This is a genomic window from Salmonella sp. HY31, from assembly GCF_042604575.1.
Lineage (GTDB): Bacteria > Pseudomonadota > Gammaproteobacteria > Enterobacterales > Enterobacteriaceae > Salmonella > Salmonella diarizonae.
The window spans coordinates 1,210,322-1,231,600 of the sequence record NZ_CP170479.1 but is presented as its reverse complement, the minus strand read 5'-3'; the positions used below and the strand labels follow the sequence as shown (position 1 = coordinate 1,231,600).

The 21,279-nt window shown below is 55.7% G+C and carries 15 protein-coding genes; 2 read left to right on the top strand and 13 right to left on the bottom strand.

Going from position 1 to position 21,279, the window contains the following annotated elements; genetic code table 11:
* Positions 1-46 precede the first annotated feature (46 nt).
* The 13 genes from bamB to ACE15A_RS05625 all read right to left on the bottom strand — a co-directional run bounded on the left by bamB (position 47) and on the right by ACE15A_RS05625 (position 19,664).
* Complete coding sequence (bamB, locus tag ACE15A_RS05685) at positions 47-1,225, bottom strand: outer membrane protein assembly factor BamB (RefSeq protein WP_023245975.1); 1,179 nt, start codon at positions 1,223-1,225, stop codon at positions 47-49.
* A gap of 10 nt (positions 1,226-1,235) precedes the next feature.
* Positions 1,236-1,856, bottom strand: a complete 621-nt coding sequence (locus tag ACE15A_RS05680; RefSeq protein ID WP_023245976.1) for a YfgM family protein — start codon at positions 1,854-1,856, stop codon at positions 1,236-1,238.
* Between the two features lie 13 nt (positions 1,857-1,869).
* Positions 1,870-3,144: a histidine--tRNA ligase gene (gene hisS, locus ACE15A_RS05675; RefSeq protein ID WP_023245977.1), complete on the bottom strand. Its 1,275-nt coding sequence runs from the start codon at positions 3,142-3,144 to the stop codon at positions 1,870-1,872.
* A gap of 110 nt (positions 3,145-3,254) precedes the next feature.
* Entirely contained in the window at positions 3,255-4,373 is a 1,119-nt protein-coding gene (ispG, locus tag ACE15A_RS05670; protein WP_002954226.1) for a flavodoxin-dependent (E)-4-hydroxy-3-methylbut-2-enyl-diphosphate synthase, read from the bottom strand.
* A gap of 26 nt (positions 4,374-4,399) precedes the next feature.
* Positions 4,400-5,386 (bottom strand): cytoskeleton protein RodZ, encoded by a 987-nt coding sequence (rodZ, locus tag ACE15A_RS05665; RefSeq protein WP_053510733.1) that lies wholly within the window; start codon positions 5,384-5,386, stop codon positions 4,400-4,402.
* Positions 5,387-5,678: 292 nt separating this feature from the next.
* On the bottom strand, positions 5,679-6,845 hold the full coding sequence (locus ACE15A_RS05660; RefSeq protein ID WP_000003212.1) for a bifunctional tRNA (adenosine(37)-C2)-methyltransferase TrmG/ribosomal RNA large subunit methyltransferase RlmN: 1,167 nt from the start codon (positions 6,843-6,845) through the stop codon (positions 5,679-5,681).
* Positions 6,846-7,014: 169 nt separating this feature from the next.
* Positions 7,015-7,446: a nucleoside-diphosphate kinase gene (gene ndk / locus ACE15A_RS05655; protein WP_000963847.1), complete on the bottom strand. Its 432-nt coding sequence runs from the start codon at positions 7,444-7,446 to the stop codon at positions 7,015-7,017.
* A gap of 120 nt (positions 7,447-7,566) precedes the next feature.
* A complete protein-coding gene (locus tag ACE15A_RS05650) occupies positions 7,567-8,430 on the bottom strand; it encodes a 4Fe-4S dicluster domain-containing protein (RefSeq protein WP_053510734.1) in 864 nt (287 codons plus the stop codon).
* Positions 8,430-9,239: a dimethyl sulfoxide reductase anchor subunit family protein gene (locus ACE15A_RS05645; protein ID WP_023245980.1), complete on the bottom strand. Its 810-nt coding sequence runs from the start codon at positions 9,237-9,239 to the stop codon at positions 8,430-8,432. Before ACE15A_RS05645 ends, ACE15A_RS05650 begins: the two co-directional genes overlap by 1 nt.
* Positions 9,232-9,861 carry a DMSO/selenate family reductase complex B subunit gene (locus ACE15A_RS05640; RefSeq protein ID WP_023245981.1) on the bottom strand — a complete coding sequence of 210 codons (630 nt, stop codon included), beginning with the start codon at positions 9,859-9,861 and terminating at the stop codon, positions 9,232-9,234. Before ACE15A_RS05640 ends, ACE15A_RS05645 begins: the two co-directional genes overlap by 8 nt.
* Positions 9,858-12,236, bottom strand: coding sequence for a DMSO/selenate family reductase complex A subunit (locus ACE15A_RS05635; RefSeq protein WP_053510736.1), 2,379 nt, complete (start codon positions 12,234-12,236; stop codon positions 9,858-9,860). The genes ACE15A_RS05640 and ACE15A_RS05635 overlap by 4 nt, the downstream gene beginning before the upstream one ends.
* A gap of 177 nt (positions 12,237-12,413) precedes the next feature.
* A complete protein-coding gene (gene pbpC, locus ACE15A_RS05630; RefSeq protein ID WP_053510740.1) occupies positions 12,414-14,729 on the bottom strand; it encodes a peptidoglycan glycosyltransferase PbpC in 2,316 nt (771 codons plus the stop codon).
* A complete protein-coding gene (locus tag ACE15A_RS05625; protein ID WP_053510747.1) occupies positions 14,730-19,664 on the bottom strand; it encodes an alpha-2-macroglobulin in 4,935 nt (1,644 codons plus the stop codon).
* 208 nt (positions 19,665-19,872) lie between these two features.
* Here ACE15A_RS05625 and sseA point away from each other — a divergent pair, with 208 nt between their 5' ends.
* Positions 19,873-20,715 (top strand): 3-mercaptopyruvate sulfurtransferase, encoded by an 843-nt coding sequence (gene sseA, locus ACE15A_RS05620; RefSeq protein ID WP_053510749.1) that lies wholly within the window; start codon positions 19,873-19,875, stop codon positions 20,713-20,715.
* 415 nt (positions 20,716-21,130) lie between these two features.
* Positions 21,131-21,247, top strand: a complete 117-nt coding sequence (timP, locus tag ACE15A_RS05615; protein WP_380912968.1) for a small toxic inner membrane protein TimP — start codon at positions 21,131-21,133, stop codon at positions 21,245-21,247.
* The last annotated feature ends 32 nt before the right edge of the window (positions 21,248-21,279 follow it).

Here is a 21,279-nt window from a genome sequence, read left to right as displayed (position 1 = left end):
GGCCCCTACACCAGGAGCCGTTTTTTAAAACGCACAACCGTGACGATTAACGCGTAATCGCGTAGACCGTACCGTCTTTAGCCTGGATGAGCAGTTTACCCTCCGCCACCGTCGGTTCGGTCAGGAAACCGGAGCTGTCTACTTTTTGTTGGGCCACAAAACGCCCATCATCAACATTAATCCAGTGCAGATAACCTTCGCTATCGCCGACGACTAAATCACCATTATACAGCACCGGGGAGGTCAGCAAACGGTGCAGCAGATCGCTTTGCGTCCACAGCGTTACGCCACCGTCAGTGGTCAGCGCCAGCACGCGATCGTTCTGATCGACCAGGTAGATACGGTCGCCGTCGACGATAAAGTCATTGACCGAACCCAGCTCGCGTTTCCACATAATCTGACCACTGCGCAGATCCAGCGCCGTTAAGTTACCATTATACGCCAACGCGTAAACGACGCCGTTTACCACAACCGGCGTGGTATCGACATCACTCAAACGGTCAATTTCCGTTGGGCCAGTGGCCTGGGAGATACGCTGTTGCCAAATCATCTGCCCTTGTTGCATCAACACGGCGCTGACGCGGCCATTATCACCACCGACGATAGCCGCGCCGAACGCGGTTGCCGGCGCAGATTCGCCGCGCAGAGACAGCGAAGGCATATCCAGGTTCACCGTCCATTTAATTGCGCCATCCGCCTGATTTAGCGCCTGCAACTGACCGTTGCTGGTATGGATAAGGACGATTCCATCACTGACAACCGGACGAGACAACGCTTCGCCTGCGACCTTCGTCTGCCATGCCGTGGTGCCGTCGCTGGTATTCAGCGCATAAACCTCGGCCTTTTCACTGCCGATATAGACGTGACCGCCCGCGACCGTGACGCCGCCGGACAATAGCGCGGACGAACGGGAGAACCAGCCGTCTTTCTCGCCCAGATTCACAGACCAGATCTCTTTGCCATCATCCGCATTGAGCGCTTTTACCACGCCCGCGCGATCGGCTGCATAGACCACGTTATCTGCCATTACCGGATGAAGGTTAGAATAAAAGTCGCCAATTCCGTTCCCGACAGAGGTGCTCCAGGCAGTGGTCGGGGTAAACTGGTTTTCAACTTGCGGTAATGGAGACATCTTAACGACATCTTCTTCGCCGCTAAACAGTGAACAGCCGCTGAGCAGGGTAACGGAAAGCAACCCTGGCAGAAGTAATTTACGCAATTGCATCGGGTCCCTCTCAGATGGACAAATTATTGATTTTCATCTGCATCATTTCGCTCAACGCCGGAGAAGCATCGCTATTGACGCCCGCTTCCCATGCGCTGCGCGCGCCTTTTTTATCACCCTTACTCAGCAACGCTTCGCCACGCAAATCAGCGACAATGGCCGTCCATCCTTCGCCTTTAATGGCATCCAGAGTTTTCAGCGCGGCGTCAGCTTGCTTGAGCTGCAACTGAACGCGAGCGAGACGCAGATTAATTACCGCTTTGAGATTTTCATCGCTGGTGGCCGCCAACCCCTGCTGCAACTGGGCTTCGGCTTTTTTAAGTTCATTCTTATCCACAAACTGCTGCGCCAGTTCCATAGACGCCAGCGCACCATAGGTATTTTTATTCTCAGCCGCGAATTTTTCAGCGGCAGGAATGCTATCCGGCTTATCGGCGCTTACTGCCGTCACCGCATTTTGATACGCCAGAGAAGCAGCACGCGCGGACTCCGTCTGATGGCTGCCCCAGTAACGCCAGCCAACCAGCGCGCCAACCCCTAAAATCACTCCGACAGCCAGCGCTTTGCCGTTTTCGGCAAAGAAGCGTTTAATCGCATCCACCTGGTCGTGTTCGTTCTCGTAAATTTCCACGCTGTCCTTCTCCTTAGCCCAATAAAGTGCGCAAATGCGCGGCGACGCTGTCCTGCGCCACTGCCGTTTGCTCACCGGAGCGCAAATCCTTCACTACAACAGTCCCATTGGCGACTTCAGATTCGCCAAGAACCAGTGCAATACGGGCGCCCCACTTATCGGCGCGGGCAAACTGTTTCTTAAAGTTGCCGCCGCCGTGGTTTGTCATTAGCTTCACGCCTGGCATTTCATCGCGCAGCCGCTCCGCCAGCGTCATTGCCGCAGACTGCGTTTCCGCGCCGGCAGCCACCAGGTATATATCGACAACAGGAGAGGCAATAAATTCCGGATTAACTGCCTGAACTAACAAAACAAGTCGTTCCAGGCCCATCGCAAAGCCCACTGCCGGGGTAGTGCGACCGCCCAGTTGTTCTACCAGACCGTCGTAACGACCACCTGCACAGACGGTGCCTTGTGACCCCAGACTGCTTGTTACCCATTCAAATACAGTGCGGTTGTAGTAGTCAAGACCGCGCACCAGACGCTGGTTGACGGTGTAGGCAATCCCCGCCGCGTCCAGCAATTTGCACAGACCGGCAAAGTGCTCGCGTGAATCGTCATCGAGATAGTCGCCCAAAGCAGGCGCGTCGTTGAGCAGCGCCTGCACGTCCGGGTTTTTTGAATCCAGCACACGTAGCGGATTGGTATACATACGGCGTTTGCAGTCTTCGTCCAGCGTCTCTTGATGCTGTTCGAGGAACGCGACCAGCGCATCGCGATAGTTCGCACGCGCTTCTAACGAACCAATAGAGTTCAGCTCCAGACTAACGTGTTCAGCGATGCCCAGCGCGCGCCACCAGCGTGCGGTCAGCATAATCAGCTCCGCGTCGATATCCGGGCCTTGTAAGCCAAAGACTTCGGCGCCTAGCTGATGGAACTGACGGTAGCGACCTTTTTGCGGACGCTCGTGACGGAACATCGGCCCGATATACCACAAACGCTGTTCCTGATTGTACAGGAGACCATGTTCGATGCCGGCGCGTACACAGCCCGCCGTACCTTCAGGACGCAATGTCAGGCTATCGCCGTTGCGATCCTCAAAGGTATACATCTCTTTTTCAACCACGTCAGTAACTTCACCGATCGCGCGTTTGAATAACGGGGTCTGCTCTACAATCGGCAAGCGGATTTCACTGTAACCGTAGCTGCCGAGCACGTTTTTGAGTGTGCCTTCAATGCGCTGCCAGATGGCGGTTTCGCCAGGCAGATAATCGTTCATGCCGCGAATGGCTTGAATGTTTTTTGCCACGTTTATTCTCTTTCTGAATATAAAAATGAACCCTCAGCGCTTCCCCGAACGAACCGGGAGCCATGCGGGTTCAATCATACACGGGAAGCACGCCGCTTCCCATCACGTTCTTATTTTTCAACCTGCAGGACGTCAATCCGACGCGCTTCATCAAGTTGACTTGCTTTCGCGCGAATACGGGATTCAAGCTGCGCGATCATATCGTCGTTATCGAGACGATCTTTACGCACGCCGTCTTCATACAGGCCGCTTTTCTTATTGCCGCCCGTCACACCCAGCGTCGATACCAGCGCTTCGCCCGGCCCATTCACCACGCAGCCGATGATCGAGACATCCATCGGGGTGATGATATCTTCCAGACGTTGCTCCAGCGCGTTCACCGTGCCGATAACGTCAAACTCCTGGCGAGAACAGGTCGGGCAGGCGATGAAATTGATGCCGCGCGCGCGAATGCGCAGCGACTTCAGTATATCAAACCCTACTTTAATCTCTTCCACCGGGTCGGCCGCCAACGATACGCGCAGCGTGTCGCCGATGCCTTCCGATAACAACAGACCCAAACCGATCGCCGACTTGACCGCCCCGCTACGCGCGCCGCCCGCTTCGGTGATCCCCAAATGCAGCGGCTGATCGATCTGTTTAGCCAACAGACGATAAGACTCAACGGCAAGGAATACATCGGAAGCTTTTACGCTCACTTTGAACTGATCGAAGTTGAGACGATCGAGATGATCGACATGGCGCATTGCCGATTCCAGCAATGCCTGCGGGGTCGGCTCGCCGTACTTTTCCTGCAGATCTTTTTCCAGCGATCCGGCATTTACGCCGATACGGATAGGGATGTTTTTGTCGCGCGCGCAGTCCACCACCATACGAATGCGTTCTTCGTTACCGATATTGCCGGGATTGATGCGCAGGCAATCGACGCCATATTCCGCTACTTTCAGCGCAATGCGGTAGTCGAAGTGAATATCGGCGACCAGAGGGACGCTAACCTGCTGTTTGATGAGCTTAAACGCTTCGGCAGCGTCCATGGTTGGCACGGAAACACGCACAATATCCGCGCCCACGCGCTCAAGCGCTTTAATTTGACTCACCGTCGCCGCCACATCCGTGGTGCGCGTGTTGGTCATCGACTGGACGGTAATGGGGGCGCCATCGCCAATCGGCACATTCCCAACGTAAATACGTGTCGATTTTCTACGTTGAATCGGAGCCTGGTTATGCATGAGAAATCTCCCGCGTTACCCGTCTGTTACTGCGCCGGTGTTGGTTCGGCATTAAGGGTCAGACGCGCAACCTGATTAGTTCTGATAAAGCGGCTCAGATCGACAGGTTTTCCTTGATACTGGATCTGCACCGCGGCCGGCGCGCCAATTTTAAGCTTATAAGGCGCCTGACCGGTTAGGTTTAAATTGCCATCTTTACGCTGCATACCGCTAAACAGTTTCTTACCCGTGGCGTCAGTTACTTCGAGCCAGCAGTCAGCGGTAAAATTCATCACCAGCGCGTTCGGATCGGCAGCAGGCGCCGCTACGCCAGCCTGATCGGTCGGCAACGCGGACGGCGTCTCCGTTGCCGCTGGCGCGGCAGATGTGGCAGCCGTATCGACATTCGCCTGCGAAGGCGCGACTACCGTATTTTGCATTGGCGCTGGCGTTTGCGTCGCCGCCGTCGAATCAACCGGCGTCGCAGGAGCCGTTTGCGCTGGCGTCGTATCCTGGCTTGTCGCGGCACGGGTGTCCAGTGGTACGCTTTGGCCGCTGTCTTTATCTGCGCTCAGTTCAGCCGTGCTTTGATCGGCCATCGTCGTGATCTCTTCCTGCTGCGCCTTATGGTTCTGCCACCACCAGGCGCCAGTCAGCCCCACGACCACAAACAGTACCAGCCAGGTAAAAGACATTAACCAGCCGTCGCGTTTTTTACGACGCTTTCCTAATGAGAAACTCTGCATTGGGGCGACTTTGGCGGAGCGCAGCGGGGCCTGCTTTTCCAGCCCCGGCAGCAGTTCCTCTTCTGGAACATGTACCAGACGCGCATATGAGCGGATATATCCGCGCAGAAAGGTTGAAGCAAGATCGGACGGCGCCTTATCTTCTTCAATATCGCGTACCGTAGAAACCTTCAGGCAAAGTCGCTCAGCGACAGCCTGCTGGCTGAGTCCGAGTTGTTCACGGGCATTGCGCAGACGAACGCCGGTGGTTTGTGCTTCATTTTGGTCGTGCGTGGCTTCAGTATTCATTCGCTACAGCTACAGGTACGTGTAAATTAGGATTCAGGTGCCGACGAGCCGTAATGCCCGCCCACACCGCGAAACATCAGGTGAGTTAACCTTAGTCAGACAGTATAAGCCTGTCAGGCCGCAGATGACAAAACCGCTTAAGACACAAGGCTAAACTCTTGTTGTACCGTTACATACTGCCTTAAAGTCGACAAAAACGCACCGTTATTATTGACCAGACAAGTACAACGTAAAGCATTATTCAACTGACATTGCACCACGGTATAATGAATGCACCGTGGCGCAACTGCTATCAAATAGCCTTGATATCAATCGCCTCTCCCTGCATACGCTTACGCAGGGTACGTTTAGTACGGTCAATCACGTCGCCTGCCAACTGTCCGCACGCCGCATCAATGTCATCGCCACGCGTCTTGCGTACGATGGTCGTGAAGCCATAACTCATCAAAACTTTAGAAAAGCGATCGATACGGCTGTTGGAGCTGCGGCCATACGGCGCGCCAGGGAACGGGTTCCACGGAATCAGATTAATCTTACAAGGCGTCTCTTTTAATAGTTCCGCCAGTTGATGCGCGTGTTCAGTGCCGTCGTTGACGTGGTCAAGCATCACGTATTCAATCGTCACGCGCCCCTGATTGGCGTTGGATTTTTCCAGGTAGCGGCGAACCGCGCCCAGGAACGTTTCGATATTGTATTTTTTGTTGATCGGGACGATTTCGTCGCGAATGGCGTCATTCGGCGCATGCAAGGAGATAGCCAGCGCAACGTCTATCATATCGCCCAGTTTATCCAGCGCAGGCACCACGCCGGACGTTGAGAGCGTTACACGGCGTTTGGACAGGCCGAAACCAAAGTCATCGAGCATAATTTCCATCGCCGGTACGACGTTGGTCAGGTTAAGCAACGGCTCGCCCATCCCCATCATGACCACGTTGGTGATCGGACGCTGGCCAGTGACTTTGGCCGCGCCGACAATTTTCGCCGCACGCCAGACCTGACCGATAATTTCCGATACGCGCAGGTTGCGGTTAAAGCCCTGCTGCGCAGTTGAACAAAATTTGCACTCCAGCGCGCATCCTACCTGTGAAGAGACGCACAGCGTAGCGCGGTCGTCCTCCGGGATGTAGACCGTTTCAACGCGCTGATCGCCGACAGCAATCGCCCACTTAATGGTACCGTCTGAGGAACGCTGCTCTTCCACCACCTCCGGCGCGCGGATTTCCGCGACCTCTTTTAATTTGCCGCGCAACACTTTATTGATGTCGGTCATCTCATCAAAATTATCGCAGCAATAGTGATACATCCATTTCATCACCTGATCGGCGCGGAAAGGTTTTTCACCTAAGTTTTTAAAAAACTCGCGCATCTGCTGACGGTTTAGATCCAGCAGGTTGATTTTTGCTTCGTTGTTGGGAACTACCGGGGTGCTGCTTTCAGGTGTGACAATTTGTTCAGACATATGCTATTCCGGCCTCGTTATTACACGTTATGGCCCCTGGAGGGTTGAAAAAAGAAACGCCCCGGTGAACTTGCTGCTCGTCCGGGGGCGCTGCATTGTACAAATTTTGCCGCAAGGATGCCACGTCTGCACGCGGCATTAGCGAAAATAATGTGTAAAGATGCCCCGATTAACGGGTGCGCGGGCACACTTCGCCTTCACCGAAGAAAAAGGCGATTTCGCGCTGCGCGGATTCCAGCGAATCCGAACCGTGGGTGCCGTTTTCAGTAAAGCTGTCAGCGTAGTCGGCACGTAGCGTACCAGCCAGCGCGTTCGCCGGATTGGTGGCGCCAAGCAGATCGCGGTGACGCTGTACCGCATTTTCACTTTCCAGCACGGATACCACGATAGGACCAGAGGTCATGAACTCCACCAGACCGTCAAAGAACGGCTTGCCGTCGTGCTCAGCATAGAAGCCGCGCGCCTGCTCAACGGTCAGGTGCAACATTTTGGTACCAACAATCCTGAACCCTGCTGCTTCAAAGCGCGCAAAGATGCTGCCAATAACGTTTTTTGCCACCGCGTTGGGTTTAATGATGGAAAAAGTCCGTTCAATAGCCATGTTTACCTCTGAAAAATGTTCTGTTGTTATGTCAGGCGCGGATTATAAAGAGCATCCCATCAATTGCCTATGGATGCAGGTAACATTTTTTTAAAATAAAATGAGCATTAGCAACAAAAGTCAAAGACGCATAGCAAACTCATGGTACTGACACAGCAAGCAGCGCGTGTGTTCAGGCGTGAGAGCATGGAAAGTCCGTTCGCAGCTTTCGCAGGTGAGCGTATGCGCCGCAACATGCCGCGTTTGCGCGGGTTCCACGTCAAACCGCAGCCGCAGCGCCTTATGCGGACATACCGCCACACAGCCGCCGCATCCCGTACAGCGCGCCGCCGCTATCGTTAGGGTATCGTCGGCAAACTGGATAACGTTTTCCGGACAGCTTCGCCAACAGGCTCCGCACATCCAGCACACTTCCAGGCTGATTTCGGGCACGCATTCGCTGAGGGCGGAAAACGCCTGCCTGAGACGCCGTTTCCCCGGCTCGACGGCGCATGGAGTAATGGTGTCGCGCGGAACATGAAACAGCGTGCGCCGCGAAGCGTTAATCTCTGCGCCGACAACGTGTTTAAAAGACCAACATGGCTCACCGTAGCGGCGTAGCGCTAAATTTAGCCCCGCCATCGCCATCAGCCACTGCGCCGACCGCTCTACTATAATATCAATAAAGCGAATACCATACTGGCTGTGCCAGAGAAGCAGCTCATCGACCGTTGACGCCTGTAACGAAAACGGCCCCACCAACGTATTCCCCTGCACAAAGCGTTTAACCGGTTTGACACCGGTAATGGCGTCAACAGGACAGACAAACAGACAGTCGCCACATGCTATGCAGCGCGTCGTATCTATGCTGACCTGCCCCTGCGCCAGCGAAAACACCTGCGCCGGGCAAACATCGGTGCAAGCGCGGCAGGAAGAAAAACGAAAACGACGCCGAACGCAGGCCTGCGTCACGTCTACCGCCGGATCGATCGTCAGATTAACCATCAGCCAATACTAAAGAAGACGTAGCGCAGCACAATCTCGCCGATAAGCAACAATACGCTGCCCACCACCAGAGTCCCTCTGGCATTTCGCAGACCGCCAGCGGCAAAGCAGAGCATTCCCACCGCTGAGACACACCAACCGAGAATATAGACGTCACGCAACTGCGCCAACGCCTGTAGCGGACGATGCGGGAAAGTTACGACCGTCGTATCCACCGCATGGATATCCGCCAGCCATAGCGGCTGCATGATCAGGCGAATCAGCACCATCAGTGCGACCACCACCACGGCGCAGCGCATTGCGGCGCCAGCGTTGCGCAGATAAGCCAGCGCAATGACTAACGAGCCGATAATGCCTGACGTACCAAAGAACAGCGCCAGCGTGTTGCTATGCTGCCAGGTCGCCACCGAGGCATGGATATAAATCTGTGCCATGCAGAATACATCCACCAATCCGAGCGCTGCCGCCAGCGCCAGCAGCGGTTGCCAGCCTGGCTTACGGAAAAACAGCAGCACAACGCCCAGTCCCAGCGCCGCCAGATAAAGGCTGGCAAAGACGATTTCGCGACTCAGCCACGAACTGGCGACATGACGTAACGCGTTTAGCGCATTCAGGGGATAGCCCATGTGCAGCGCTGAAGCGAGCAGCCCCACGCAGGCCAGTACAAACGCTCCCGCCATTGCAGGAAGCGCGCCGCGTGCAGGCACTCGTCCATCTACGGCGTACTGGCGGCCCAACGCCAGCCACAGAGTCACACCCACAGACCCTTGCAAACAGAGCGTAAAAATCAGCAGCGGTAACTCATGCATGGCGTTTACCCTCTTTTTCTGCGCCCTGATGCGCTTTGACAACCAGATTAGGTTTGGTGATTGATGAATCTGGCAGCCCGTTCACGTCACATACGCTGCCGTACTTCGCGCGCAGTTCATCAATAGGGCCAAACTTGATGGCCTCCAGCGGACAGGTCGCGACACAGACGGGCTGTTCACCTTTCGCCTGTAAATCAATGCACATATCACACTTGGACATTTGACCAGTCTGCTCGTTAAGTTGCGGTGCGCCATAAGGGCAGGACCAGGCGCAATAGCCACAGCCGACACATTTGTCGGTATCAACGCGCACGATGCCGTCGCCCGGACGTTTATGCATGGCGGTGGTCGGGCAATTTTTGGTGCAGATCGGGTCCGCGCAGTGGTTGCAGGAAATAGAAAGCGTATAAGCAAATACGTTGTTGCTGACCCCGCCCTGCCCGGTCGGGATGAAACTCCCGCCCTTGACTTCATAGACGCGGCGGAAACGACGGCCTACTTCCAGATTATGTTTGTCTTTGCAGGCCACCTGGCAGGCTTTACAGCCGGAGCAGCGTGAGGAGTCGATAAAAAATCCCAACTGTTTATCGCTCACCGGCGGAAAATGTGTAAACTGACTCATGCTTTAACCACCTCCACCAGCATGGTTTGATGTGAATTTCCCTTCGCCAGAGCGGTAATACGGGCCGAACTGAGGACGTTCGCGCAGCCGCCTTTATCAATACCGTTCTTATCCGGCTGCCACCAGGCACCAGCCTGCATCGCAACAACGCCGGGAATAATGCGCGGCGTCACTTCCGCCGGAATTTCGCAAATCCCGCGTGGATTATGAATGCGTACCATGTCGCCATGCGTAATGCCGCGCTTTTGCGCATCCTGCGGGTTGATCCACAATTTCTGCTGCTGAACTTCAATCAGCCACGGGTTAGCGTATTGCGTTGAGTTGGCGCGGTTTTTCCCTTTCCACGTAATTAACTGAAGCGGAAAATCTTTCGCCAGCGCATCCTCCGGGCCTTCATGCGCGGGAACGTAGTGCGACAACGCCGGGATTTCCGGATGCTGCATGTCGTACAGGCGCTTCGAGAAGATCTCTATTTTCCCTGACGGCGTCGGGAACGGATGATTGTCCGGATCGCGAATATTGTCTTCAAAGGCGACAAACGGCGCGCTTTTGAACAGATGCTGACGGGTCTTTTGCAGCGTGGCAAAATCCGGCAGATTTTCGTCCGGCATCGCCAGGCGCGTCTGTTCCCAGATGTGTTCAATCCACGCTTTCTCATCGCGTCCCTGGCTAAATTCGTTCTCAATGCCTAATTTCGCTGCCACCTCATGCAGCCAGTCGTAGTCGGAGCGACGCTCAAATTCAGGCTCGATCAGTTTTTCAGAGAGAATCAGGTAGCTTGCCGTGCCCCAGGTTTCCCCGATGTTCCAGCGCTCCATGAAACTGGTTTCCGGCAGCAGTAGATCGGCGTATTTCGCGCTCGGTGTCATAAACAGATCGCTGGCAATAATAAACTGGATCTTTGACTCATCCTCCAGTACGCGTACCGCCTGATGCAGGTCGGGGTTCTGATTCGCCAGATAATTCCCGGCCAGCGAGAACAGAAGACGGATGTTACCATCCAGCTCATCGGCATCTTTCAGCCCAACATCCGGCGTCACTTTGCTGGCATCGTCTGCGGCCTGCACCCAGTTCATTACCGAAATTTTGGCTTTTACCGGGTTATCCGGCATCTCCGGACCCGCGGCGAATTTACGGTTAGCGCAGCCACCGTAGCCCGCTGCCCAACCACCTTTGATGCCCACATTACCGGTAATGGTCGCCAGCAGGGTCGAGCCGCGTGCGGTGCGCTCGCCGCAGTTGTGGCGCTGTGGTCCCCACCCCTGAATCAACGCGGCGGGTTTGGTATTCGCGTAATCACGCGCCAACTGGCGAATGGTTTGCGCCGGCACATGGGTGATCTTTTCCGCCCACTCGGGTGACTTAACAACACCGTCTTTGGCGCCGATTAGATACGCCACCAGCGATTCGTTAGCCGGTACGCCTTCCGGCATTGAGGCTTCGTCAAAACCGATAGCGTAGCGCTCAATAAACGCGCGATCGTGCAGATTCTCGCTGATGATGACGTACATCATCGCGTCCATCAACGCATTGTCGGTAGTAGGCAGCAGCGGAATCCACTGATCGGCCAGAGACGCAACGGTGTCGGAATAGCGCGGATCGACCACGATAAACCGCGTACCGTTCTGCTTCATTTTCTGCAAGAAATAGTTGGTATGGCCAAAAATGGTCTCCGTCGGGTTATGGCCCCACAGAATCACCAGTTTGGTCTCTAAAAGCGTATCCAGCGAACTGCCGCTGGCGGCAGTGCCGTAAGTATAGGGCGTCGCAGCCGCCGTGTTACCCATACTCACAGAATGGTAGCTTTCGAGATAACCGCCGGTCAGATTCAGCAGGCGACGCGCCATTTTATCGCCGGAAAAGGTACCGCCGGAAACGGCGGTGCCAACATGAACATAGCGCGAAGCCGGGCCATATTTTTCGGTAATCGATTTTAAATTATCGGCGATTAAGGTTGTCGCTTCATCCCAGGAAATTCGCTCGAATTTTCCTTCACCGCGTTTTCCTACGCGCTTCATGGGATATTTAAGTCTGTCAGGATGATAAACAAATTTACGGTATGCGCGTCCACGAACGCAGGCACGCATCACCGGCATTTGCGCATCCAAAGCATTATCAGGCCGCGTTGAAATTCGCGTCACGATACCGTCACTGACATGCGCCCGAATATCGCATTTGCCCCCGCAGTCAAATGTGCTGCATGTCTGGACGACTTTTTCCGCAGGCCTATTTTCAGTCACCGTTGCCACGCGCTCCTGAGCCGTAGCTGTCGAAGAGACAAACGGTAGCGCAATAAGCGCGGAGCTGGCCTGGATAAAATTGCGTCGGGAAATAGCGGGCTGTTCGCCATTTCCCTGGCTTTTTATTTCTTTCATGATTCAACTCGTTAAATAAAAACGTATTCTCGCGGTTTTGCGCGTTGGATCTTTTGATATTTATCAATATCCCTCTTTAAGAGGTAATCAAGGAATAATTATTAATTATTAATTATTAATTATTAATTATCATTAACCTTAAAATAAAAGAAATTCATAATGTATTCAGAATAATTGTTAACGCATTAATTCAAAATTAACCGCCGCAACCTGACCTGACTCATCTATTACGACAAGTTGATAACGTCCAGCGATATTTAATAATAAAGAAAGGCGATTGTTTGCGCTATTAACAGGTTCGCCGTTTAAAAACCACCAGCGATGCCCTTTACCACCGGTAGTCGAGACGGGCAGCGTGACATTTTCCTGACCGGGCAATTGCCTAATCACTGCGCCTTCCCTTATCCCTGACAGCATTAACGGCGCAGCATTACTGCCCTGTAGCGGCGGGCAGAGGGCGGATGCCACGGGCAAGCGGGCGCTACGTCTTTCCGTCGACGGCAGCCACGGCTCCAGTGGACGCGGCCAGACAATAAAAGTGTGCTCACGCGCCTGCGGGCAGTCGGCAGCGACACGCCGTCCCGTATCATCCAGCCAGACCGGGAAACGAATACCGTTTATGCCTTCCTGTTCCGGTAACAGCAGTGTGGGCGGCTGGCTATCGTCAAGCAGCCAGGTCGCCAGTCGGCGGCGACAGTTGCTGTCTCCGGGAGGCAGAGACTGTCCGCCCGGCCAGCAAATGACGCCGCGGCTTACCGTCTGCGGACGCGGATCTTCCGGCAGGCGTCCTGCATGCGCCAGTAACAGATTATTGACCTGGTTAAGCAATGGCACCGCGCTGGCAAAACCAAATTGTCCCACCACAGGCGTGCCGTCGGGTCTGCCTGTCCAGATGCCGATGATATAGCGCGCGTTAACGCCAATAGCCCACGCATCGCGATAACCGTAGCTGGTGCCGGTTTTCCACGCCAACGGCACAATGCGCGGTAGCGCGTTATCCGGCAAGGGTTGCGCTTCATCCGCCATAATCCGTCGAATGATCCACGCCGCTCCCGGCGACATTAATGGTCTTTCCGACAGCGGATCGTCCGGCTGTAACCGTAGTTTCGCCGCTTTCCCATGACGAGCGAACGCGCTGTATGCCGCCGCCATCTCGTCAAGCCGCGCACCCGCGCCGCCCAGAATCAGCGAAAGATTCGGCGCCGCGCCAGCAGGCAAATATAGCGGCAAGCCGACGTTACGCAGTTTTGCCGCAAATCGTTTCGGCCCATAGGCTTCAAGCACTTGAACGGCAGGCAGATTCAGCGAGCGTACCAGCGCGTCGCTCATGCTGACCGGGCCGTGAAATCCGCTGTCGAAGTTTCCCGGGCGGTAATCTCCGGTGCGGCGCGGAACGTCCTGTAATAATGACGCGGGATGGATCAAAGCGTCATCCAGCGCCAGACCATACACAAAGGGTTTGAGTACCGATCCCGGCGATCGGATCGCCGTTACCATGTCGACATGACCAAAACGGCTGTCGTCATTCAGATCTACCGATCCTACCCAGCCGCGCACGCTCATATCGGTATGATCGACGACGATCATCGCTAACGAACTACGTGCAGGCAGCCGCCCTTTCCATGCCCGCGCCAGATCTTCCAGTTGCCGCTGCAAGCCGGCGTCCAGCGTGGTCACAATTTTGTCGCTCTGGCTTTTACTCAGCATCATTCGGGCAAAAAGCGGCGCCAGTTGCGGCATTTGACGCGGTGCCAGCCAGACCGGCTCTTCACGCGACTCGCGTACCGTTTCGGCAGGCCAGACGCCCTGCGCCGCCATCCGATCCAGCACTTTATTCCGCGCCGCTTCGGCTCTCTCTGGCCAGCGGTCGGGGCGCAATCGACTCGGCGCCTGCGGCAACACGGCCAGCAGCGCCGCATCAGCGTAGCTCAGACGCGCGGGCGGCTTGCCGAAGTAGGCCCAGCTTGCGGCGCCAATACCCTGTAGCGTGCCGCCGAACGGCGCGCGGTTCAGATACAACGTCAGGATGTCGCGCTTGGAAAGATGCCATTCAAGCTGGAGAGCGCGCCAAAGCTGGCGAATTTTACCGCCGAACGTGCGCGGATGCGGGTCCAGAAGTCTCGCCACCTGCATGGTCAGCGTACTACCGCCGGAAATAACGCGCCCGGCGGTGAGATCCTGCCACGCTGCGCGCGCGACAGAGAAAGGGTTAACGCCAGGGTGCCGCCAGAACCAGCGATCTTCGTAATTGATTAAGGCCTCCAGGTAACGGGGGGAGACCTCTTCAATGGTTACCGGATAACGCCAGATCCCCCCGGCGTCGGCAAAGCGCCACAGCGGCGTACCGTCATGAGCTACCACGACCCGCGCAGGATGGACCTCATTGAGCGGCAGCGGCCAGAGGTTATCCGCCGTCCATAACGCCAGGAGAATAAAAAGCGGCGCGCCCGCCAGCCACAGCCAGCGGCCACGTTTACCACGCCAACCGTTCATTTAAGGCGTCACAATCAGCAGCCCCTCGCTCGCGCCGGTCGCCCGCCACTGAGGAACATACATCGATTCCACCTGCGGTTGTGGAAGCTGGTACGTCCCCGGCGTTACCGCGCGCGCCAGGTAGACCAGCGTCACGGGTTGACCTTCGTTAACAGCGACGGCAGCCACAAACCGATCATCGCGGAATTCCATATGCTGAATATCCGTCTGCTGCATCTGATTAAGCAGATTTTGCACCTCGCTACCGCTCTCCGGCAGGCTGGCGCTGCTGTCAGCCAGATTCTGGTTTTCCAGCTCCAGCCCGGCCGGAAGCAGATCCACCACCAGCGCATCCGGCACATTGCGATCGGCCACTACCGTTAACCAGACCAGCACCAGTTCGCCACTACGCAACGAGGAAAGCGATTTGCGCTGACCATCGGTCCCCAGTATTTGTCGTTCAATCTGCAAAACGTTGCTGGCAGCCTCAGGCGCAGATGAGGGATAGCCGCTGCTATCCAGACGCAGCCATAGCGGCTGGCTGCCGACGTTCGTCACCTCAAGGGCGGCCAGTTGGTCAGCATCCAGATTGCGGGTCAGCGCCTTATCGCCCGACAGCGGCTGCGCCTCAAGCGAGGTCTGCGCCTGCCAGGCGCCCGCGCTGGCCTGTCGCGAATGCGCGGCGAGGAACAACGCATTATTTTCCTGGGTGGAGAGCCAGCGCTGAGCGAAGGCCTGTTCGGAAAGCGAGCTTAATAGCACGTTTTGCGCGTCCGGTTTGAGGTTGTTCTCTTCCAGTAGCGACAACATCAGAGCGTTATCGCGCAGAGAACTGCCGTAATCCGCTATCCATTGACGTTCGTCCTGACGCGGCGTATTCAGAGCCAGCGTAATGGCCTCTTCGCCGCGTCTGGCATCGCCCATCGTTTTTAACGCGATGCCCAATTGCATCAGCGGCAGCCCTGAAGCCGCCTGACTACGGCGCTCCCAGATTTCGCGCAGCGCCCCGAGCGGCGCTTTCTGCTGGCGCGCCAGCACCAGCGCGGCGTAGGCCTGAGCGGCAAAAGTACTGGCCTGTGTATTATCGCTATAACGAATCAGCATCATGCCAGGATCTTGCAGATAGCGCAGCAGTCGCTCATTGCCCTGATTAATCGCTTCCGGCGGGACGCTGTACCCCTGCTCGCCCGCGCGAACGAGGAAATCCATCGCGTAAGCCGTTAGCCAGTACTCTTCCGCCCCATTTTTATCCCATAGCGCAAAACCGCCGTTATCACGCTGCATCTGCAGTACCCGGGAGATGCCGATATCCACTGCTGCGCGACGTTTTTCATCGCTATCGCCGACAATACCGAGCGTCTGCAATTGAGCGGCATTGGTATACAGCGCCGGGAATAACCCGCTGGCGGTTTGTTCCAGACACCCGTACGGATACGCTTTCAGCTCGCGAATGTAGCGCGCCAGATTGAGCGGCGGTTTTCCGCTTAGCAGCAGTTGTCCCTGTAACGTGGCTGGCGAAACGTTTGCCAGATGCTGCGCTGGCACGTGCCAACTCTCTCCCGGTGCCAGCGCAATACCGCTATTTACCGTTTGGGCAGGCCAGGCCGGACGCACGCTTATTTTCCACTGTTTATGCTGCGCGCCGAGGGTTTCTCCCGGCAGATTCAGACCGCTAATGGTCGCCTGGATTTCGCCTTCGCCAAAACCGTCCAGCGCGCGTACCGGAACGAATAAGGTGGTGCGCACGCCCGGCGCCAGGTTGACCGGTTGCGGCTGCTGGCTAAGCAGTTCCAGTAGCCCATTGGCGGCGAGAGAAATATTAAGCGTCTGCGGACGGTCGGTCAGGTTGGTGACGTCCAGCACCAGTCGCGAAACATCGCCCCCCGCCAGAAAACGCGGCATATTCAGCTCGGCAATCACTGGCGCGGCGACAACGACTTTGCTTTCGCCGCGACCAAAATCTCCTGCTGTCCATGCCTGCGCCATAACCCGCAGTTCGCCGTTAAAGTCGCCAATCGGCAGCGTTACGACGCCTTCGCCCTGCTCATTGAGCGTGATCGGCTGCGCCTGCTGCGCGATGATATTGACATGGTTTACCGGCGGTTTTCCGCCACGCTTAAGGTCGTCGCCATCGCCGCCAAAACGCAGCGCTGCCAGCCGCCCCTGCCCTTCAATGACCTGACCGTAAATATCGTAGATATCCGCACCGTAGCGTTTTTGACCAAAGAACGCCTGCCAGGGGTCCGGCGTCGCGTAATCGGTGATATTCAATACGCCGCTATCGACCGCGGAGACTAGCACGTTAATCTGTTTAGGCATTTCGCCGTGTTTAACACTGGCTTTCACCCTGACGGTAAGCGGCTGATTTGGACGCATTTTAGCCGGGCTTTCCAGCGCCAGATCAAGGCGACGGTTTTCATCCCCCAGCGGTAGGTGTAGTAACCCCACGGCACGTTTTGGCGTCGCGGAGCGAGATTTATCGCCGGGACGCACCACCAGCGTACTGAGATAGAGGTCGTGGCGATTCCAGGTTTTATCCACCGGAATCGTGAGATCCAGCCCTTGCGCCGGCACATCGATCGCCTGCCACCACAGCGGGCCGTCGCTGGACTCCACCATCGCATAGCCTTTACCGGCGACCGGCGCGGCGATATGCAATTTCATGGTATCGCCTGGACGATAATTCGCTTTATCCAGTTTGAGGGTGACGCGATCCGGACGCGCCGCGCCGCTGCCGTCGCTGTTATCCTGCCAGCTATAGCCTGCCCAGAAACGAACGCTGCTGACCGTCTCATTCGGCGCTTTGACCTCCAGACGGTACGCGCCCCATTCCACCGGAAAGCTTACTTTTCCGGTCTCATCCGCGTTCAGATCCAGCGTCTGTTCGCCCTCCAGCAGATCTTTTTGATCAAACTGCGACTGCCAGCCTTCGCTTTCCGACCAGTTCCAGTAATAGTCGCGACGCTCGCGGATGAGCCGCACCTGCAAACCGGACACGGCTTTTTTCTCACCCTGCGCGTTGGCGTAAACAATATCGAATGCGGCGTTGCTATTTTCGTCGACAATCGGTTGATGAACGGTGGTATTCGTACGGTAGTCGTATACCGCTTTGGCGGCAAACTGTGGACGAATCCCCGGTAACGTATCGGCGGGCCAAATCGCCTGCTCTACGCGACGAGTGACCGGACGACCACCAGATTCCAGCAAGCTGGCCTGTAAAATCACCTGCAACGGCGAATGCGCTTCTTGCCATTGACTTGCGGCGCTCACTTCACCGCGTCCGCTTTTATCCAACGTAACCTGAACTTCGTCCAGGCTGCGCGAAAGATTCTCTTCAGCAATATTGCCGAACTGGAAGCCAGGCAACGCCGCGACGGCGTCGCGCTGCGGACGCAGGAAAAGCTGCCCTTGCAGGGTATTGCCGCTAGCTGGAGCGCCATACAGGTAATAGCCGACAACGGAGAATTTCACCTCATCCGCAGGCGCCAGCGGCGTTTTTTGCGCCGTCAGGTTGAGCGCCATCCGCTCCGGCATAAAGTCTTCAACGTGGAAATCCCACGTCCGCAGCACGTTATCGCCAGTATTGGCGCGGACATGCCACAAGCCGGTCGGCGCGCTGCTATCCAGTGGATAATTCAAACGATATAGTCCGTTTTCCGGCTGGCTGACGACGGTACGCATCACCTGTCCGTCTGGTTTTACCACTTCCAGCTTAACGGGTTGATCGGGCAGCATTTTACCGTCGCTATCGCGCAGTAATCCGTTAAGGATAACCGTTTCGCCCGGTCGGTAGAGATCGCGCGGGCCAAACATAAAGAACTGCTTGCTGTAGCCGGGCGCGCCAGCAACATTAAATTCCGACAGATCCAGCGCCGGAAGTTTGAGATCGAGCAGCGTGGTCTGCCCCTCTTTACGCGCCAGTAATAGCGCTGCCGCTTTATCAGCCTCCAACTGCACATGTCCCTGCGCATCGCTCGTCGCCTGCGCCAGCGTCTGACCTTTATCATTCAGAAGAACGATCTCAATTCCCGACTGCGCCGCGCCGTTTTCCAGGCTTTGCGTAAAGACATCCAGCCGATTATGGTAACGGTGCGCAGACACGCCGATATCGCTAAGGGTAAACAACGTGGCGGCATTACTATAGTTGTAGTGTCCAGCCTGATTCATTACTGCTACATATACGCCCGCCTGTTGCAGCGGCTTAATATCGCTTAATGGCAACAGCAGTTTCTCACGCGTATTGCGCGCCGGATTAAGATCAAAACGGCCGGTATAAACCAGATCCGCCATTTTCAGCAGATTGTCGGACTCCCAGTTAGAGAGCGAACTACGGTACTCCCACTGGCTGACAAATGACGCCAGCGATTCAGGCTTAACGCGGAAAAAGTTCACATCGACATGGTTGACGTTAAGCGCCATGACCGGCAGTCCTTCCGCTATTTTTCCCGGCAACAGCGATCCCCGACTGGCAAAGCCAACGCTTGGCTGGACATCACGCGTGGTAATCGTTTTTTCATAAGGCTTGCCGAAGGTGGCGTTATTCAGCGCCTTAACGGCGGGATCAACCGTGACCACCAGTACGCGCTCAGGTTCCAGATGACGTAACCTAAGCTCTTTTAAATTTGGCGCCAGCTCCCATGCGCCGTCAACGCTGCCGCTTTTTTTATCAACCACGTGAACCACACGGGAGAAATCTTGTTCGGGATCTAAAGGAATTGAAAACGTCAGCACCAGCGTCGCCGCGCCGTCGAGCTGCGCTTCGGAGGCGTCTAATAGCGTGAGCGTTTTCCCCTGGCTTTGCTGCGCCAGCTTTTGTAACTGTGCCGGGTCTTTCGCGGGCGAGGGTTGCGCCGCGGCTGACGCCTCGTTTTTTGTCGTCGGGGCGGTTTTATCGTTGTTATCGCATCCCGCCAGCGCCAGCATGATAATGCAAGCTACCACGCGTAAATGTTTCATTTTTCATCCCTGGCCTTAATGGCCTGTCAGCAACGGTTGATGAGATATTATGCGCGAGAAATTTTATTGTGTAAGTCCGTATTACAACAATGAAACGAGATTTTTACGCAGAAATGTGGTTTCGCCAGCCAAAACAGCCTCTTCTACTTGTCCCTTTCCGGGAAACGTCCGACAATTTGACCATAATCAGGTAACAATGGAGATGCCCATGACCACCGCCTTTTTTGTCGCCGCCGACTGGCTTGCCGAACATATTGATGATCCGGAAATACAAATTCTTGACGCCCGTATGGCGCCCCCAGGACAGGAACATCGTGATATGGCGGGCGAATATCGCGCCGGACATATTCCCGGCGCTCTGTTTTTTGATATTGAAGCGCTTTCCGATCGCGCATCGCCGCTGCCGCATATGATGCCGCGCCCGGAAGCGTTTGCTGTGGCCATGCGTGAACTGGGCGTTCGCCAGGATAAACACCTGGTCATATACGATGAAGGCAATTTGTTCTCCGCTCCCCGGGCATGGTGGATGCTACGCACGTTCGGCGCCGAGAAAATTTCCATTCTGGCGGGCGGACTGGCAGGCTGGCAGCGCGACGAATGGCTATTGCGCGAAGGTGATGAAGCGCATGAAGAAGGCGAGTTTGAAGCGAAACTCGCGCCACAAGCTGTGGTGCGGCTAACCGACGTATTGCTGGCAAGTCATGAAAAAACCGCGCAAATCGTCGACGCGCGCCCGGCGGCGCGTTTTAACGCTCAGGCTGATGAACCGCGTCCGGGGCTGAGGCGCGGACACATTCCCGGCGCGCTAAACGTCCCGTGGACGGAACTGGTGTATGAGGGCGAATTAAAGACCACTGACGAACTGAATGAGGTTTTTTTCAGCCACGGCGTTAGTTTCGACAGACCGATTATCGCCAGCTGCGGTTCCGGCGTGACGGCCGCGGTCGTGGTGCTGGCGCTCGCCACGCTGGATGTGCCTGACGTCACGCTTTACGACGGCGCGTGGAGCGAATGGGGCGCGCGTACTGATTTACCGGTTGAACCCGCTTAATATCTACCATGCCGGATGGCGCTCACGCTTATCCGGCCTACAATTCAGGCTGATTTAAAACGAATCCACATAAATTCTGTTTAAGCAGGCCACAAAAAAACCGCTCAATTGAGCGGTTTTTTTGTGCTGGTCCAGTTCGCGGCCTTCCCAGCAGGCTTTGTTGCCATAGCAACGCAGGCACACCACAGTAGGTAAATACTCTCTTTTAAGGAGAGCGAAGTCAAGTTAATTAACTAAGAAACTATTCAACATTTGAGGTATTATCTTTCCCGGCCACCTCCGCCGTCTCGCAAACGGGCGCTGGCTTCAGGAGAGGATGTTCCATGGCCGTAAGCGCAGGCACACCACAGTGCTTGCTATCACGGCATTATCGCCAGCGGTGCTGCCGTGATGCGGTCTTCGCAAGGACCGCAACATGAAGATACGATGCTTTTGTGTCGAGCTTCTTGTTTCTGGCACGTTGTGTCTTCACGCAGACAGAAGTTATCCAGGTAATTCTGTTCCCGTAACGCTCAACGTCCAGAGCAGGTAAGCCAGGAGGCCGCCCTGTTGGGCGGCTTTCTT

Coding starts and splice junctions, on each gene's coding strand:
- bamB (WP_023245975.1), bottom strand. CDS start 1,225: ATGCAATTGCGTAAATTACTTCTGCCAGGGTTGCTTTCCGTTACCCTG.
- ispG (WP_002954226.1), bottom strand. CDS start 4,373: ATGCATAACCAGGCTCCGATTCAACGTAGAAAATCGACACGTATTTAC.
- rodZ (WP_053510733.1), bottom strand. CDS start 5,386: ATGAATACTGAAGCCACGCACGACCAAAATGAAGCACAAACCACCGGC.
- ACE15A_RS05660 (WP_000003212.1), bottom strand. CDS start 6,845: ATGTCTGAACAAATTGTCACACCTGAAAGCAGCACCCCGGTAGTTCCC.
- ndk (WP_000963847.1), bottom strand. CDS start 7,446: ATGGCTATTGAACGGACTTTTTCCATCATTAAACCCAACGCGGTGGCA.
- ACE15A_RS05650 (WP_053510734.1), bottom strand. CDS start 8,430: ATGGTTAATCTGACGATCGATCCGGCGGTAGACGTGACGCAGGCCTGC.
- ACE15A_RS05645 (WP_023245980.1), bottom strand. CDS start 9,239: ATGCATGAGTTACCGCTGCTGATTTTTACGCTCTGTTTGCAAGGGTCT.
- ACE15A_RS05640 (WP_023245981.1), bottom strand. CDS start 9,861: ATGAGTCAGTTTACACATTTTCCGCCGGTGAGCGATAAACAGTTGGGA.
- ACE15A_RS05635 (WP_053510736.1), bottom strand. CDS start 12,236: ATGAAAGAAATAAAAAGCCAGGGAAATGGCGAACAGCCCGCTATTTCC.
- pbpC (WP_053510740.1), bottom strand. CDS start 14,729: ATGAACGGTTGGCGTGGTAAACGTGGCCGCTGGCTGTGGCTGGCGGGC.
- ACE15A_RS05625 (WP_053510747.1), bottom strand. CDS start 19,664: ATGAAACATTTACGCGTGGTAGCTTGCATTATCATGCTGGCGCTGGCG.
- sseA (WP_053510749.1), top strand. CDS start 19,873: ATGACCACCGCCTTTTTTGTCGCCGCCGACTGGCTTGCCGAACATATT.
- timP (WP_380912968.1), top strand. CDS start 21,131: ATGAAGATACGATGCTTTTGTGTCGAGCTTCTTGTTTCTGGCACGTTG.